Raw genomic sequence first — 17,144 nt, forward strand, 5'->3', positions numbered from 1 at the left:
TCACCCGTCCCCTCCGCGTCGAGATCGTCGCGGAGGGCTGCGGCGGCCGGATTTCCGGCGCGGCCAGAGGTCGGCCTTGCACGGATGCGTCCCCGGCTGACGCGCCCTGCCGCAGCCGATGATGCGTGTCGGCCTCGCTTCGCCTGCGCGACCACCCGTCGAGCCCGCAAATTTCGTTGAGCCCGCACCCTGCAATCGTGTTGGCTAGCGGCACCGAACTGTCAGTACCGCAGGTGTCCGCTTGCCTGTAGCAGGGAGTTGAACGTGCAGGACATGGTTGTCGACCCCGTTGCCCACAATCGGGCAGCCTGGGACAGGTATGTCCAAGAGGGCAACGAGTGGTCGAGGCCGGTGAGTACCGAGGACGTCGAGCGCGCCCGCATCGGCGACTGGTCGATTGTCCTCATCGGGCGTGAACCGGTCGACCGCTCCTGGCTGCCGACGGACCTGACCGGCAAGGACGTGTTGTGCCTGGCCTCCGGCGGTGGCCAGCAGGGTCCGATCCTCGCCGCCGCAGGGGCGCGCGTCACCGTATTCGACAACTCACCCCGCCAGCTCGGCCAGGACCAGATGGTGGCGGCGCGCGACGGACTCGAGCTGCGCACCGTCCTAGGCGACATGCGCGACCTCAGCGCCTTCGGCGACGCAACATTCGACGTCGTGTTCCATCCGGTCTCCAACCTCTTCGTACCAGACTTGGCACCGGTGTGGCGTGAGTGCTTCCGCGTCCTGCGACCGGGCGGAACTCTCCTCGTGGGCTTCCTCAACCCTGATGTGTACTTGTTCGACCACGAGGCGCTCGACGAGCGCGGCGAGCTGATCGTCGTGCACAAGTTGCCCTACAGCGATGTCACGCAGTACTCCGCCGAGGAACGCGCCACGAAGTTCGGCGCCGATGCCGCTCTTGAATACAGCCACACCCTCACCGACCAGATCGGCGGGCAACTCGCCGCGGGGTTCGTCCTCACCGGCTTCAAGGAAGCGCCGCACCAATCCAACGCATCCGCTCCATACATGTCGCACTATTTTGCGACGCTGGCGGTCAAGCCGGGCTGACCCAGCCGTGGGGCCGGCCGAGACGGCCGTGCCTGTGAAGGGCCGGGCGGAGCGCTGTGCGGGCCCGGCCCCCATTCACCTCGCTGAGCCCGTAACGAGTGGGAGAGCGGCATCCTGGTCGCGGCCCTGGCTGTGGCCGTCGCGCTGCTGATGATGCTGCAGTCTGCCGTGCCCAGTCGGCCCCGGTCATCCTGGTGCTCACCCTGATCCGACGGGTCCGTCCTCGACAGCGCGCCGGCGGGTTCCCGCTTCACCGGACACCTCACGGGCCTGGTGGACGGCAAGACCGCCACGCGCACCCTGGTCGCCGTCAGCACCCGCGAGGAGCACCACCATCTGCGGCTGCACTTCCAGGGCCGGGACGGCGAACCGCTGGCCGACGTGGTGCGGGTCCAGCGCCATGGTGACGGGTCCCGCTTCGAAGGGGTGACCAACACACGCGGTGACATCGACCTGGTCGTGCCGAACGGCGCCTACACGGCCTGGTTGTGGGGTGACGTCCGAGGCACCCACGGGGCCTCCTCGCTCGGGCAGGCGCTCCTGCTCAAGACCGGCATCCAGGTCCGCGACGCCGACACGTCGGCGACCGTCGACGGCAGGGAACTGCGACTGACCGAGGTCGTCACACCGCAGGTGACCACGGCCGGCGTCGTCCGCGCCGATTTCCTCAGGTCGTTCACCGACGGCGCTCCCGCCATCGGCGAGACCTCGACCCTCGCTCCCCAGCACGACAGCATGTGGGCGCTGCCCACGAGCAAGCCCGCCGACGGCGATCTGCTGTACACCGTCCGGGCCCGGATGGAGCAGCCTTTGCTCAGCCTCTCCTCGGGCTCCCAGAACTTCGACGACCTAACCTTGGAGCCCGGTTCGGCCCGGCCGGCCGACCGGACGCACACCCTCCCGGCCGTTTTCGCCGGTGACGGCCGGGAGCAGGACTACGCCGCGGCCGGAGCCCGGGGCAAGGTGGCGGTGGTCCGCTACGTACCCCCGCCGGACGACGACGATGACGGCGATTCCCGGACCGCCTCCCACGACCAGATCGCCGCCGCCGAGAAGGCCGGCGTGGCGGTCCTCGTCATCGTCAACGGCGACAGCGGACGCTACTGGCCGAGCGGCAGCCGTAGCAAGATCGTCGTCGCGGGCATCTCGCGAACCGAGGGCGAGGTCCTGATCGACCGCATCCACAGCGGTTCCGGCTCGGTGCCCATGCACATCGTCGGCCGCTCCACGACCGCGTACCTCTACGACCTGGTGCGCACCTGGCGCGGCGGCATCCCGAAGACCCTGCGCTATGCGCCGGGCACGAGGGAACTCGCCCGGGTCGAGGTCGATTTCCGCACGACGAACAAGGGGTACGAGAACCGGTTCGACATCCAGCCGTACCAGCTCTTCCTGCTGGACTCGACCCGGCTGTCGACCTCCGGGGCGCGACGCACCGACTGGGTGACCGCCGCCCCCGACGCCATCTGGAGGGAGGAGGCCCATCAGAGCGGCAACCAGTACTCCGACCAGTACTCCGGCCAGGTCGCCTATCCGGCAGGACGTGCCACGAGCGTCCAGTGGTTCGGTCCGGTCGAACGACCCCGGGTCGTCGAGTACCTGGACACCCCGCGGCGCACGGGCGACTCCGTCCTCGGGCAGATTCCCGGCTTCGGCGACGGCGGCCGCGATCACGCCGGCACCAATGGGCCCGGTACCACGACGCAGTCCGTCGAACTCCGCCGGAGCACCAAGCTGCTCGGCAGCACCGAAGGCTCGTACTTCGACTTCCCGGTTCCGAGCACCCCGAGCCGCTACCGGCTGGTGACCACCACGAAGCGCACCGGAGGGTACCCGTACTCCACCTCCACCCGCACCGAGTGGGGCTTCATGTCCGGGGCACCGCGGAACGGCAAGGCGCCGCTGCTCCCCCTGGTGCAGCTGGACTACACCATCCCGACCTCTACCGGCGGATCGGCCCGGCGCGACGCCGAGCTCGTCGTGGAGCCGTCGCACATCCGCGGCGCCTCCACGGCCCGGGTGCGCACCGACAAGGTGGAGGTGTCCTACGACGACGGCAGGACCTGGCACCGCGTCACGCCGCGGGTCCTGCGCGACGGCGCCGTGCGCGTGAGATTGGACGCCCCGCGGAAGGCCGCGTTCGTATCGCTGCGGGTCCACGCCTCGGACGCGCGGGGCAACACCGTGGCGCAGACGGTGATCCGGGCCACCGGCCTGCGCTGACCTACCGTCGGCGACCGGGCCGGGTGGGAACCACTCGGCCCGGTCGGCCTCGGGGCCCTCGGAGCCCTCGGCGAGGTGGCATCGCGAGCCGCACCTGGCACGGGAAAAGGGCTTCGGGGCGATCCGTCCCGTGCCATGATCCAGGCTTGTGTGGGGTGACGAAAGTCTGGCCGAACTCGAGGATTCCCTGAAGCGCCTGGCGATGCCTGGCCGCGTTCCGGCCCGGGTCCGCGTTGCCATCCGTCGCAGGCGTCACCTTCGCATCTTGTTGACCTGCATCCTCTTTTGCGCAGCGACGGGTGCGGTCTTCGTGACCGTCGACTACATGACCGCTGACGGCGTTTCCATGGCACAGACCCCCTGGGCAGTGGTCGCGCTGGTCTTCGGTGCCGTCGCGATTCCGGTGATGACCCTTGGCAGTTCCCTCGGCGGACGCGAGGCACCGCAGACCCGCTTGTCCTTCCGGCAGGTAGGCGTGGTCTTCGGCGCACGGCGGTACGCACTGGTCATGGAGATCGCCGAGGCCATCACGGCCTGCGCGGAGGCGCACAGGGCGGGCGGCGAAAGGCTGGCACCGAAACTGCGCAAGGTCTCCCGCCGGATCGGAGCGGTCAGTCGTGGCATATCCGCCGCTCACAGGCAACGGCGCTCCGTCTCCTTGCTCTCGCACCGCCGCAGGACGCTCAAGGCGCACGAGCGCCGGGTGATCGCCGCGCTGCGCGCCTGCGAAGCCCGTCTCGACAGCGATCCGCGCCCGGCGCTGGAGGAGCTGGGAGGGCTCCTTCTGACCATCGCGGATCGCTACTGCCAAGCCCGGGTGGGCGCGCTTCTGGACGAGAGCCAGCTACAGGGCGCTGTGGCGGGGCCTGACCGGGAGTGGATCCGTACCGTCACGTGGGCCGTCCTCACGATCGGAGGCGTGATCGGCGTCTCCCGGCTGGGGTTGTCCGACGGCGCTGAGCCGATCGTCATGGCGTGCACCGCCATCGCGGTGGCGGCCGTGGTCTGGAACCGCTCCGTACGTCGCGCCTTCGACATCGTCGGCCTCGCCCTGGGCCCCTGAGAGCGAGCCCTGCGCGCCGTGGGGCGCACCCGGGCGAGCGGGCGTCCGCACCGGCGTTCCCCGTCGCTTCGGCCCTGCGCTTGGCGCGGCATCCCAGTGTATAGCAGTCTGCTATACACTGGGGGCATGGCGAAGCAGATCAACATCCGGCTCGATGACGCCGTTCATGCCCGTCTCGTCGCACGCGCCGAGGCCGAGGGCACCACGGTGACCGCTCTGATCACGCAGGCTGCCGAGCGCGACCCCCGCCTCGACGACGGGGCCGCCACGGCCGCTGCGTTCCTGGCCCGGCATGCCGCGGAGTTCGCCGAGGCGTTCCCGGAAGAGGAGCCGGACAGCGCCACCGGACGGGCCGCCTGAGGTGGAGCTGCAGGTCGACATTCGCTGGCTGCTGGAACGCCAGGCCGAGGTGCTGCCGAAGGAGCCGTCGGTCCACGACTTCTCCGGCCTGGTCGCGGCGGTCGCCCGGCACCGGGTCAACGCCCCGAAGCTGGATTACACCGTGGACGCGGCCTGGCGTGCGGCGGCCCTCTTCCACGAGATCGTTTCGGTGTGCCCGCTGCCCGCCCGCAACGCCATGTACGGGGCGCTCGTCGCGGTGGCCTACATGGCGGCGTGCGGCCAGGTGGTCGATGCACCGTACGGGGCGCTCAGCGACCTGGCGAAGCAGGTCCGTGCGGGGCACGCGGACGTCTACGCCTGCGCCGACCAGATCCGCCGCTGGCGGCTCTGACCCACCCGCCGCGTCACCCGCGACGAGGCGACCCGGCACCCCCCGGACAGGCGCGGGCCGGTCCCGAGGGCCGGCCCGCGTCCGCTTCCGCCGGATCTGCGGTTACTGCTTCTTCAGCGTGAAGTCGCTGGTGACCGTCGCCCCCTTCTGGATCTTCACCGTGGTGGCCACCGGCCGGTAACCGTCCTTGGCCACGATGACCTGCAGCGGGTTGTTGCGGGAGTCCAGCCACAAGGAGTAGGTGCCGTCGGCGGCCGTCCTGAGCGAGTAGTCCGCCGCCCAGCTGCCGATCTCCACGGTGGCACCGGCCAGCGGCTTGGTGGTGCCGTCGCTCTGGACGCCACGGGCGGTTCCGGTGATCTTGCCCCAGGTCTTCGGCGGGTCGACGTGCAGGGACACCGGAACCTTCCGCATCCCGTACGGGCTGTCGTTGTCCAGCGCCAGCTGCGCGCTGAAGTCACCCGGCTGCGCGACCTCGGGCACCGAGGCGTCCAGCGTGACGGTGACGGTCGTGCTCGCACCGGGCTGCAGGGTGAAGTGCTGGGTGCTCGTCCTCAGCCACGGGACGTCGCTCGTGCCGCCCTGGTCGTATCCGGGCAGGAGCTCCACGGTGCTGCTCGGGGTGTACGGCTCGCTGCCGCCGCCGATCTTGTACACGCCGAGGGCGGCGCCGCCGCGGTAGGTGGCCACGTTGGCGTTGGGCAGGGCGGTCCAGGCGCCGGCCTGCGGGTCGTAGGCGAAGCCCTGGTTGGTGAGGGCCTCGTGGCTGATGCCGCTGGAGATCACGAGCTGGTCATTCGCCGCGGTGGACGAGGAACTCCACAGCGGGATCGGCAGGTCGGGAAGCGACGTCCAGGTGTCGGCGGCCGGGTCGTAGACGTAGGCGTGCTTGCTCTCGCCGAGGCCGTCCGCGTCACCGCCGGCGCAGTAGAGCTTGCCGTTGACGCCGCCGCACGACTCCCAGGCGACCCGCTCCGGGTAGTCGGCGATCCGGGACCAGGTGTCGGTGTCGGGGTCGTAGGCGTACGCCTCGGCGGTGCCGCAGCGGTCGTCGCAGCCGCCGACCGTGTAGAGCTTGCCGTCGAGAGCCGCGTTGCCCTGCCCCGCGTAGGCCGCGGGCGTCGGTGCGCCGGTGCTCCAGCGGTCGGCCACGGGGTCGTAGATCTCCAGCTTGGGGTCGGTGGTGTTGTCCGGGAGCCAGCCCCCGACGGTGTAGAACTTGCCGTCGACGAACTGCCCCGAGGGCGCCTCCCGGCGGTCCGCCGCGCCGGCCACCTTGCTCCAGCCGCCGACGACGGGGTCCAGGACGTACATCGCGTTGGTGACGTCGAAGCCGGTGTAGCCGAAGGCGGAGTAGACCTTGCCCTCGTAGGTGCCGACCGCGTTGCCGAGGACGGTCTCCGGGAGGTCGGGGCCGGTCTGCCAGGCGCCGCCGGACGGCGCCGCGGCGTGCTTCGCCCCGGTCGGGGCCGAACCCTTCTTGCTCGCGTGCGGGGAGAAGTGCCCCTTGACGGTCTGGAGGGGTGCGCCGTTGCCGAGGGCCTGGGACTGGAAGCCGCCGGCCCGTTCGCCCACCGTCACGCTGACGGGCGCTCCTCCGGTGTTCTTGACCGTCATGTTCCGCGTGGCGGACTTGCCCCAGGCGAGGGTGGCGCCGACGGAGTCCGGGGTCACGGTCAGTTGCCCGGCCTTGAGCTTGTAGGAGGCCGTGACGGCGCTGTCGGCCGCGATGTCGACGGTCTTGGTCAGCTCCGTGTAGCGCGGCCTTGCCGCGGTGACCTCGTGCTTTCCGAGGCCTGGCGAGAACATGAGGTAGAGCCCGTCACCGAGCGCGGGGTCCTCGGGGGTGGCCGCGCTCGTCGCGGTCGCCCCCGGCTCGCCCTTGACGGTGACGCCGGCGCCGACCAGGCCCTTGCCGGTGTTGGCGTCGGTCACGGTCCCGGTGACCAGGCCGCCGGGGGTGGCCGTGTAACCGCGATCGCCGACGAAGACGTCGTCGACGCCCCACCACCAGGCGAACTCGGTGACGAAGTGGAAGCGCACACGGACGTCCCGCTTCCCGGCGAAGTCGTCGAGCGGGATCTCGACCTTGGCGTGGTCCGCGAAGCCCGCCGTCGCCGACCACAGGGACTTCCATGTGGCGCCGTCGTCGGAGCTGGCGTCGACCGAGACCGCGCTCCCGTCGGACACCCAGTACATGGCGTCGAAGGCCAGCTCGGGATCGGACGCGTCGGTCAGGTTGTAGGCGGGGCTGATCAGCTGAGTGTCGTAGGGCGAACCGATCGTGGGGTTGTCGGCGATGGCGAAGGCTCCGTCGCCGCCGGTCTGGTTGCCACGGCCGCCCGGGTCGTCGAAGGTCCAGCCGCCCGCACTGCCGTCGGCGTTGACGACGCGCCAGCCCTGCGGGGCGGAGTCGGTGGACGCGAAGTGCTCGGTGGCGCCGTCCAGGTGCACCGCGTAGCCGGGTGCGGTGGCCTGCCAGGGGTCGGCCCGCAGGGACAGGTCGAGGGACTGCGGCGCGTCGGTGACGGTGAGGGACCTGGTCGCCGTCGTGTAGCCGGGCAGGGACGCGTCGGCGTGGAGGGTGTAGTCGTGGCCCTCGGGAAGGCTGAGGGTGAAGGCGCCGGTGGCCGGGTCGGTCCACACCGGGCCGCCGGGGACGCCGTCCACGGTGATCCTGGCGTACAGCGGCCAGCCGTGACCGGAGCCGTCGGTGACCTTGCCGGAGACGGTCTGGCTGGGGACCGGCTTCAGCGCGAAGTCCCGGGTGACGGTGCCGCCTTCGGTGACGTCGACGTCCTCGGCGGTGCTGCCGGCGTAGCCGTAGGCGTCGACGGTGACGTCGTAGCCGCCCACCGGGAGGCCGAGACTGTAACCGCCGTCGGCCCCGGTGCGCGTGACGTTGTCGGTTCCCGCGCTGACGGTGGCACCGGCGAGGGGCTTGCCGGTGACCTGGTCGGTCACGGTGCCGGCCAGCGTCCCGTGCGGGCCGGTGCGGAAGGCCCGCAGGCCGTCGGGGGTGCCGAGGCCCGTCGGGCCGTCGTATCCGGCGGCGCCGGAGCACAGGTAGGCCGGGGAGCAGGTGCCGTTGCTGCCGGCGGTGACGTCGTGGAACCCCGCGTCCGCCGCGTAGGGGTAGGAGTTGGGGTACGTGCCCGCGACGGGGGTGCCCGCGTTGGCGTAGACGGCGGCGATGATCGGCGAACCGGCGCTGGTGCCGCCGAACTGCGCCCAGCCGCCGCCACCGTAGGTCTGGTAGACCGCGACCGGGGTGGCGGGGTCGGCCACCGCGGCGACGTCCGCGACGGCGCGGTTGGCACACCCGGTGTCCCGCTGGAAGGCGGGCTTGGGCACGTAGAGCGAACACCCGGACCCCGCGCCGTCCCAGACGGTCTCGGACCAGCCGCGGCTGCTCCCGCTGTCGGCGGTCAGGGAGGTACCGCCCACCGCGGTCACGTAGGACGACGCGGCCGGGTAGGAGACGCCGTAGCCGAAGTCGCCGGAGGAGGCGACCATCGCGACGCCGGGGTGGTTGTAGTGGGCGTCCAGCACCGTCGTCTGGTAGGGGTCCTCACCGCTGCCGAAGCGGTAGTCGGTGCCGTAGGAGTTGGACACGAACTTGGCGCCGAGCCCGACCGCCGTGTCGACGGCGGCGCCGAGGTCCTCGAAGCTCGGGGTGTCGGCCTCGACGAGCAGGATGTGGGCCTCGGGGGCGATCGCCGAGACCATGTCGAGGTCGAGGGAGATCTCCCCGGCCCAGTCCGGGTCGGGCTGCGGGTAGTCGGTGCCGCCGCGCTGGTCGACCTTCGTGAAGCAGCCGTTGTCGGCGGTGCAGGCGGGCAGGCCGTACTGCTCGCGGTAGACCGCCAGGTCGTCCTCGGCGGTCGGGTCGTCGAAGGCGTCGACGATGGCGATCGTCTGCCCCGCTCCGCCGCCCGCCGGGAGGTTGTAGGCCGAACGCAGGTCGGCCGGTCCGAACCCGCCCGGCGCCGCGGTGGTCCGCAGGCCCTTGGACGGCTTCACATCGGTGCGGCGCAGGGCGTAGCAGGTGGCCTCGCCCTTCTTTGCGGCGCCGCACGCCGCTTCGTAGGGCGCGTCACCGCCCGCGGCAGCGGACGCTGTGGCGGCCGCGGCGGAGGGCGCCGCAGCCTGGGACGGTGTCTGGATGCCCAGGACGGCCAGCGCGGCGGTGACGATCACCGCCGACCAGGTGGACATCCGCCGCCGGAGCGGTGGACCGGATATGTGTGCTACGTGCAACGTCCGACTCCCCAGTGATTCCATGAAACGCCGACATATGAAGGTTCGACAGCGAACTTCTGCGGTCGCCGGGAGTCCATTAGCGGAGAGATCACGTATCCATGTCAACGCCGAAAGGGCAGAAACGGGCCACCATTTCACGTTCTCCGGTGCACTCGACGCGAATGTGTCCGGATTCCGGAGAGCGGGTGGGGATCAATGACGCCATGCGTGACAGGTCGCATCATGAGGGTGGTTGACGCACGCATCGCCCGATTCCCGGTCTGCCACCCTTGTACCACCGCGGAGCCCGTGCACCCTGCTTGCGCCTGACTGGTCCCCATGGCGCGACGTACCGGGGTATTCGCCGACATCCCCGCCTTTCCCGGTTTCCGTGGGCGGCCCCGGCCCGGTCGCTTACCGGGCAAAGTCGCGTCAATTATTTACCCATTGACGTTTCACCCGCCCGCGGGCGACTCGGCCGTACGGCGGGGACGGGATTGCCCATTGCCCATTGCCTGCCGCCGACTTCCGGGACCGACATCCCGGTCGCTGCGCCGGATGCCGGCGCCGGGCAGGTCCGCCGGCGAACGACGAAGGGTGTGCCCACGACCGCGGGGTCGTGGGCACACCCTTCGCCATGGTGGGCTTGCCTACTTCTTGAACCCGTAGTTCATCAGCTTCGTCGCGTCCGAGGCACGGCTGGTCGCCGAGGAGGAGGCGAGAACGGTACCGATGACCGTCTTGCCGTTCCGGGTCGCGGCGAAGACCAGGCAGTACTTCGCAACCGCGCCGGAACCGGTCTTGACACCGATGGTCCCGGAGTAGCTCTTCAACAGCGTGTTGGTGTTGGTCCACGACATGTAGCGGTAGCCACCGCTCTTCGTGGTCACCTTCTGCTTGGTCGCCTTCGTCTTCACGACGGTGCGGAAGGTGGAGTACTTCATCGCGCTGCTGGCGAGCTTGGTCAGGTCGCGAGGGGTCGAGTAGTTCGCCCCGTTTCCGATGCCGTCGAACGAGTCGAAGTGGGTGTTCTTCAGACCCAGGCTCTTGGCGGTCGAGTTCATCTTGCCGATGAACGACTTGACCCGCGCGGCCCGCGTGGAACCGCTGCCGAACTTGTCGGCGAGAGCGTAGGCCGCATCGCAGCCGGACGGGAGCATCAGCCCGTACAGCAACTGACGCACCGTCACCTTGTCACCGACGATCAGATGCGCCGAGGAGGCGCCCTTGGAGACGATGTAGTCGCTGTACGCCTTCTGAATCGTGACCTTGGCGTCAAGGTTCAGATTCGGCTGGGCGAGCACGACGCGAGCGGTCATGATCTTGGTGGTGGAGCCGGTGGAACGGCGGGTGTCGGCGGCCTTCGAGTAGAGGGCCTTACCCGTCGCGTTGTTCATCACGAAGCCGCCCTTGGCGGTGATCGTGGGCACCGTGAGCGTCGCGGCCTGCGCCGGGACGGTAAGTGCCGCGGCGGACAACACTACTCCCGCAGTGATCGTCACCGCGGACACGCGGGATGTGATCTTTATGCCGTTTTTCAAAGTGTATACCCCAAATGTTCCTATGGGTTGACGGCATGACGAAGCCGCCAGCCGATAGGACTCCCGAGGGGCGCAAAGGGATGCACATCCCGTCGAGAATTTTCCGACTTCTCATGCGATTCATTCGGGCATAAGCGTCCAATCACCCCTGTGCGGTGGATTTCGGGCCGGTGCGGCACGATGCCGCCCCCGGCACGCGCCCTCCGCCATCCAGGACCACGGCGGGACCGGCATGCGCATGCGCGACGGCCGCCGGCACCTCCCGGCCGCCCGCCCGACGCCGCGCACCGCCCTGGGGCCGCTCCGCCAAGATCGGCTCAACCAGCCACCCAGCCAGCAGAAACGATGTCTAATGGCCCCGCAGTGAATGGATTCATTCGCCATCGCCGAAGACTGATGGCGCATCACTGTCCAGATGGGATCACTTACTTGCACATGTCGAGAAAGCTCACGCGCTTCGGACGGCACAGACTCACCGCGGGCCTGACGGTACTGAGCCTGTCACTGCTCACCCTGCTGGGGACGCAGGCATCGGCCACCGCACAGACGCCGGCCGGTACGACACACGAGGGCGCGGACACCGGCAGGGACAACGGGCTGTCCATGGAGCCCTCCTGCTCCACACCCGAGAAGAACGAGTTCGCGTGCTTCGCCCTGCGCCGCACGGACCTCGCGACCGCCAGGCGGTCGTCGGAACCGGCCGGGTACGGCCCCGGCGATCTGCGAAGCGCCTACGACCTCCCGTCCAATGGCGGCGCCGGCCAGACCGTCGCCGTGGTCGCCGCGTACGACGACCCCACCGCCGAGCAGGACTTAGCGGTGTACCGGCAGCAGTACGGACTGCCGGCCTGCACCACCGGCAACGGCTGCTTCCGCAAGGTCGACCAGCGCGGCGGCACCGACTACCCGCAGCCCGACCCCGAGTGGGCCGGGGAGATCTCGCTGGACCTGGACATGGTCTCGGCCGTGGCGCCGAACGCGCACATCCTGCTGGTCGAGGCCGACAGCGCCGACCGCGGGAACCTCGGGGCGGCCGTCGACCAGGCCGTCGCTCTCGGCGCCAAGTTCGTCTCCAACTCCTACGGTTCCTACTACGACAGTTACCCCGGGGGCGGTGAGGACCCCGCCGAGACCACCGACACGCACTACGACCACCCCGGTGTCGCCATGGTCGTCGCGTCGGGAGACCTGAACTACGGTGTCCCCTACCCCGCCGCCTCCCCGTACGTCACCTCGGTCGGCGGCACCTCCCTCGCACGGGACCCGAGCGCTCCGCGCGGATGGTCGGAGTCGGTCTGGAGCAACGGGAACGACGGCACCGGCTCGGGCTGCTCCGCCTACCAGGCGAAACCGGCCTTCCAGAAGGACACCGGCTGCCCACGGCGTACCGTCGCGGACGTCTCGGCCGTCGCCGACCCCGCCACCGGGGTGGCGGTCTACCAGACCTACGGGCAGACCGGCTGGCAGGTCTACGGAGGGACCAGCGCGGCCACGCCGATCATCGCCGGGGTCTACGCGGCGGCCGGAACGCCGGCGGCCGACAGCTACCCCAACTCCTACCCCTACGCCGCCGCCGGCGGCCTCAACGACGTGACCAGCGGGGCCAACGGCGAGTGCGACCCCGCCTACCTGTGCACCGCGGGGCCGGGATACGACGGACCGACCGGGCTGGGTACGCCCCGGGGCCTCGGCGCGTTCCGCGGCGGGCCGCGCGGGGAGGTCTCCGGGACGGTCACCGACTCCGGGACCGGCAAGCCGGTGGCCGGGGCCGCGATATCGGGCGGTGACGTCGTGGTGCACTCCGACGCCTCGGGGGCCTACACGCTGTCCCTGCCTGCCGGAACCTACGACATCGGCGTCGAGGCCTTCGGCTATGCGACCGTGTCCACGCCGGACGTCGCCATCGCCGACGGCGCCGCTCTGACGAGGGACTACGCACTCCACACGGTGCCCAGCCGCACGGTCACGGGGAAGGTCACCGACGGTTCCGGCCACGACTGGCCGCTCTACGCCAAGATCGCCGTGGACGGCTCGCCCGCCGGCCCGGTGTGGACCGACCCCGCGACCGGCGCGTACAGCGTCAGGCTCCCCCAGAACCGCGCGCACACCCTGCGGATCACGGCCTCCCTCCCCGGCTACGAGGAAGTCACCCGGCACCTCGCGGCAGGCACGGCGGCGCAGCAGCTCGACATCCCGGTACCCGCCGACGTCTGGTCGGCCGGCACCCCCGCCTACGCGCCGAAGCTGACCGGCCCGACGCAGGAGTTCGCCTCGACGGACTCCGCGCCCGCGGGCTGGTCGGTGGTCAACGCCGAGGGAACGCAGGGCGGCTGGGCGTTCGACGACCCGGGTTCGCGTTCCAACACCACCGGTGGCGACGGTGGTTTCGCGGTGGTCGACAGCGACCACTACGGCTACCCGGCCGGCCAGGACTCCAGCCTGGTCAGTCCGCGGTTCGACTTCACCGACGTCGCGGTCCCCGAGCTGGCCTTCGACACCGACCTGATGCCCTTCTTCGGTCAGACCGCCGACCTCGACGCGAGCACCGACGACGGCCACACCTGGAAGAACATCCGGTCCCTCACCAACGACGCGGCCGGCCCGGCACACCTCGAGGTGCCCCTGGCCGCGTACGCGGGCGAGCCCTCGGTCCGGCTGCGGTTCCACTACTCCGCCTCCTACGCCCTGTGGTGGGCCGTTGACAACGTCTTCATCGGCGGCCGGGAACTCACCCCCACCCCGTCCGGCCTGATCACCGGAACCGTCACCGACGCCAACACGGGCACGGGGCTGGCATCCGCCACCGTCACCGACCGCGACGAGACCGGCCTGAGCGCGACCACGGCGGCGACACCCGACGACCCGAACCTCGGCGACGGCTTCTTCACGCTGACCGCGCCGCCGGGCAAGCACGCCCTCACGGCATCGACGCCGCGCTACACCGAGCGGACCAAGACGGTCGCGGCACGCGCCGACACCGTCGTCACCTCGTCATGGAAACTCGCAGCGGGTCAACTGTCCCTGGCGACCGACCCGATCGAGGCCACCGCGATCCTGGGCAAGAGCGCGACGCACAAACTGACCGTCACCAACACCGGAGGCGCGCAGGCCACCTTGACGCTGGCGGAACGGGCGGGCTCCGGCAGCACCGCCGAGGGCGCACCTCTCCACCGCGCCACCCAGCGTCTGCTCCCGTCCTCCCGCGCCGACGGGCACTCCGCGCAGATCGACGGCCGCACCACGCGGACCGCCGGGCGCGCGGCTGCCTCCACCACGGCCGGACCCTCGGGTGACGCCTGGAAGCCCGTCGCCGACCTGCCCACGGCCATCATGGACAACGCCGTCGACACCTACGACGGCAAGGTCTACTCGGCCTACGGGTACGACGGGGAGGACGACACCGGTGACCTGTACCGCCTCACCCCGGACACGGGGACCTGGACCCAGCTCACCTCGTCCCCGCACCCGCGCCGCGCTCCCGCGCACGGCTTCATCGACGGCAAGTTCTACGCCGCCGGGGGCTGGGGCAGCAGCACCGGCGGCATCGACCCGGGCCTGGACGTCTACGACCCGGTCCGCAACACCTGGACCAGCGGCGCGAAGGCGCCCAAGGCCTACGCCGGATCGGGCAGCACCGTCCTGGACGGAAAGCTGTACACGATCGGCGGTTGCGCGGCCACGAGCTGCGGCACGACCGACGCCTCCGTCTACGATCCCCGGGACAACCGCTGGTCCGAGATCGCCCCGTATCCGGAACCCATCGCCTGGCAGTCCTGCGCCGCCATCGGAACCAGGATCTACTGCGCCGGCGGCGAGAGCGGAGGCGCCGTCGCCGTCTCCTCCGCGTACGTCTACAACCCCGCCACCGACACGTGGTCGGCCCTGCCCGACATGCCGATCCCGCTGTGGGGGGCTGCGCACACCGCGGCCAACGGACTGCTGCTGATCTCCGGCGGAGTGACCGACGACAGTCAGCTGACGAACCAGGGCTTCGCCCTCGACCCCGCGACCGGCACGTGGAGCACCCTGCCCGACGCCAACACCAGCACGTTCAGAAGCGGCGGCGCGACGGGCTTCTACAAGGTCGGCGGCACCGTCGACGCGTACGAGCTCTCCCCCACCACCACCGTCGAGCTCCTGCCCGGCTACGACCAGGCGGGACTGTCGGAGGTCACCTGGCTCGGCGAGTCCGCCAAGAAGATCACCCTGGCCCCCGGCCAGAAGACGGTGCTCACGCTCACCTTCGACACCGCGAAACTGGAGGTCGCGCAGCCCGGCGCCTACGGTGCCCGGCTGGCCCTGTTCACCGACACCCCCTACGCACTGCCCGACATCCCCGTGTCCCTGCACGTCGACCCGCCCAGGACATGGGGCGCCATCAGCGGAACGATCCTCGGGGCGACCCCGGCAGGAGGCACGGCTCCCCTGGCGGGCGCGACCGTGCAGATCGACGGCTGGGCCGGCTCCTACACGCTGACGACGCGCGCGGACGGCACCTTCGGGCTGTGGCTCGACAGCCGTGACAACCCGCTGACCGTCATCGTCGCCAAGGACGGCTACCGGCCGGCCGTGGCCACCGTGCGGCTCAAGAGGGGAGCCACCGTCACCCACGACGTCACGTTGAAACGGGTGTAGCGGCCACGGCCTCCCCGGGACGGCGGCGGCCGTGCGCGGTCCGGAGTGGGCTGCGCACAGCCGCCGCCATGGTCCACCCGGACGATCCGTCCGGTCCCTTGGGCGCGCCGCGCCATCGACCCGAGGGCCGTGGCGGGACGCTCGCCGTAGCCGCGACGGGTTCCTCCCGTCGACAGGCCGGGCGCCGTATCCCCGAGCACGGCGCCCGGCCACCGGTGCGTCGGGCGGCGGGTGCATGGCTGCGGCCGTACGGGGCAGCCGACGGAGTACGGCCGCGCCGCGACCATCCCACCCCCGGTCGTCGGCGCGGCCGCCGCACATGCGAGCCGTACGGACGCCTCCTGGGCTCGCGACGCCAAATGTCAGCCCGACCCGCCCGGATGACGTATGGTGGACTCACCGACGCGGGGTGGAGCAGCTCGGTAGCTCGCTGGGCTCATAACCCAGAGGTCGCGTGGTTCAAATCCCGCCCCCGCTACGACATCCGGCCCCTGCCACATCATGTGGCAGGGGCCGGACCCGTGTGCACCGCGGTGCCCGGCGGTCGGTGGAGCGACCGACCCATGTGACTCGGAAAGCTTCCGACCGTTGCGCTTCCGTGTCCGGATGGGGCAAGCTGTCGATCTTGTCAGACCCTGCCCATGGCTCATCCGCCACCACCAGGTGTACGGAACCTCGGAATTGAAAGGTGTGCCGTGGGCCGCCCGCGCTCACTGGTGCACGACGATGGAGCCGGTGCGAGGGGGCATGTTCACGTCCGTGAGGTGACCAAGCGGGCGATGCGGAAGGAAACCGTGTGAGCCGGATCTCGGTCCGGGGATTCGCGGTGGCTTCGGCCACTGCGGTCACCACCGTGGGCGCCGTCGTCGGTGTCGCCTCCGAAGGCGAGCAGACGGGCCTGCAGCCCGTCGCCGCCGCCGACACGACGACCGTCCTCGCGGACATAACCGCCGGCCAGCACGTTCAGCAGGCCTCGCTCACGCATCAGGTGCAGGCGCAGACGGACGCCGCTGACGTCACCACGCGCAGGACCGCTGAGGAATCGGCCCGCCGGCAGGCCGCCCAGGACGCCACCGCCCGCAAGGAGGCCAAGAGGAAGGCCGAGGAGAAGAAGAAGGCCGCCGCCCAGGTGGTCACGGCTTCCTACTCCACCGCCGAGATCCAGGCGATGGCGCGCGAGATCATCGGCGACTCCTCCCAGTTCCAGTGCTTCTCGCAGATCGTCACCCGTGAGAGCGGCTGGAACTACACCGCGACCAACGCCTCTTCCGGCGCGTACGGGCTCGTCCAGGCCCTGCCGGGCACCAAGATGTCCACCGCGGGCGCCGACTGGCGTACCAACCCGCGCACCCAGATCAGGTGGGGCCTGAACTACATGAACGCCGCCTACGACAGCCCCTGCGGCGCATGGTCGTTCTGGCAGACCAACCACTGGTACTGACCAGCCGTTGCTCCCCCACCGCGGCGAGCCGGCACGCTGCTCAGGAACGCCACGGTCCCCTCTGCCGCCCTGACCGACACCATCGGCAGACCCACCGCGCGGCCACGGCGCACCCCCGGACGGGGGTGCGCCGTGGCCGCGGAACTTCATCTCCCGCAGCGGGCCCGGAGTTCACGTCCGGGGTGCGCCGACGACCCGTCGCGCGGGCCG

9 protein-coding genes and 1 tRNA gene are annotated in these 17,144 nt (G+C 70.7%); 8 read left to right on the forward strand and 2 right to left on the reverse strand.

The features are described 5' to 3' along the window. Window positions 1-264: 264 nt before the first annotated feature. The 5 genes from ACFYYN_RS30925 to ACFYYN_RS30945 all read left to right on the forward strand — a co-directional run bounded on the left by ACFYYN_RS30925 (window position 265) and on the right by ACFYYN_RS30945 (window position 5,075). On the forward strand, window positions 265-1,056 hold the full coding sequence (locus ACFYYN_RS30925) for a class I SAM-dependent methyltransferase (protein WP_500548378.1): 792 nt from the start codon (window positions 265-267) through the stop codon (window positions 1,054-1,056). Between the two features lie 273 nt (window positions 1,057-1,329). After that, window positions 1,330-3,279 carry a protease-associated domain-containing protein gene (locus ACFYYN_RS30930; protein WP_500548379.1) on the forward strand — a complete coding sequence of 650 codons (1,950 nt, stop codon included), beginning with the start codon at window positions 1,330-1,332 and terminating at the stop codon, window positions 3,277-3,279. A 310-nt stretch (window positions 3,280-3,589) separates the two neighbouring features. After that, the gene (locus tag ACFYYN_RS30935) at window positions 3,590-4,342 is read left to right on the forward strand and encodes a hypothetical protein (RefSeq protein WP_500548380.1); all 753 of its coding nucleotides are present in this window, start codon (window positions 3,590-3,592) and stop codon (window positions 4,340-4,342) included. 126 nt (window positions 4,343-4,468) lie between these two features. After that, window positions 4,469-4,702: a type II toxin-antitoxin system HicB family antitoxin gene (locus ACFYYN_RS30940; protein WP_499516374.1), complete on the forward strand. Its 234-nt coding sequence runs from the start codon at window positions 4,469-4,471 to the stop codon at window positions 4,700-4,702. A 1-nt stretch (window position 4,703) separates the two neighbouring features. Further along, window positions 4,704-5,075 (forward strand): toxin Doc, encoded by a 372-nt coding sequence (locus ACFYYN_RS30945; protein WP_500548381.1) that lies wholly within the window; start codon window positions 4,704-4,706, stop codon window positions 5,073-5,075. A 102-nt stretch (window positions 5,076-5,177) separates the two neighbouring features. On the opposite strand, the gene ACFYYN_RS30950 is transcribed toward ACFYYN_RS30945, so the two are convergent. After that, entirely contained in the window at window positions 5,178-9,293 is a 4,116-nt protein-coding gene (locus ACFYYN_RS30950; protein WP_500548382.1) for a carboxypeptidase regulatory-like domain-containing protein, read from the reverse strand. A gap of 674 nt (window positions 9,294-9,967) precedes the next feature. After that, the gene (locus ACFYYN_RS30955) at window positions 9,968-10,828 is read right to left on the reverse strand and encodes a D-alanyl-D-alanine carboxypeptidase family protein (RefSeq protein WP_500548383.1); all 861 of its coding nucleotides are present in this window, start codon (window positions 10,826-10,828) and stop codon (window positions 9,968-9,970) included. A 465-nt stretch (window positions 10,829-11,293) separates the two neighbouring features. On the opposite strand from ACFYYN_RS30955, the gene ACFYYN_RS30960 reads away from it, so the two are divergent. From ACFYYN_RS30960 to ACFYYN_RS30970, 3 genes are all read left to right on the forward strand, one after another. After that, window positions 11,294-15,493 carry a carboxypeptidase regulatory-like domain-containing protein gene (locus tag ACFYYN_RS30960; protein ID WP_500548384.1) on the forward strand — a complete coding sequence of 1,400 codons (4,200 nt, stop codon included), beginning with the start codon at window positions 11,294-11,296 and terminating at the stop codon, window positions 15,491-15,493. 403 nt (window positions 15,494-15,896) lie between these two features. Beyond that, window positions 15,897-15,971, forward strand: a tRNA-Met gene (locus ACFYYN_RS30965). Between the two features lie 318 nt (window positions 15,972-16,289). Further along, window positions 16,290-16,934, forward strand: coding sequence for an aggregation-promoting factor C-terminal-like domain-containing protein (locus tag ACFYYN_RS30970; protein WP_500548385.1), 645 nt, complete (start codon window positions 16,290-16,292; stop codon window positions 16,932-16,934). Window positions 16,935-17,144 lie beyond the last annotated feature (210 nt).

The organism is Streptomyces sp. NPDC001902, from assembly GCF_042891295.1.
Classification (GTDB): Bacteria; Actinomycetota; Actinomycetes; order Streptomycetales; family Streptomycetaceae; genus Actinacidiphila.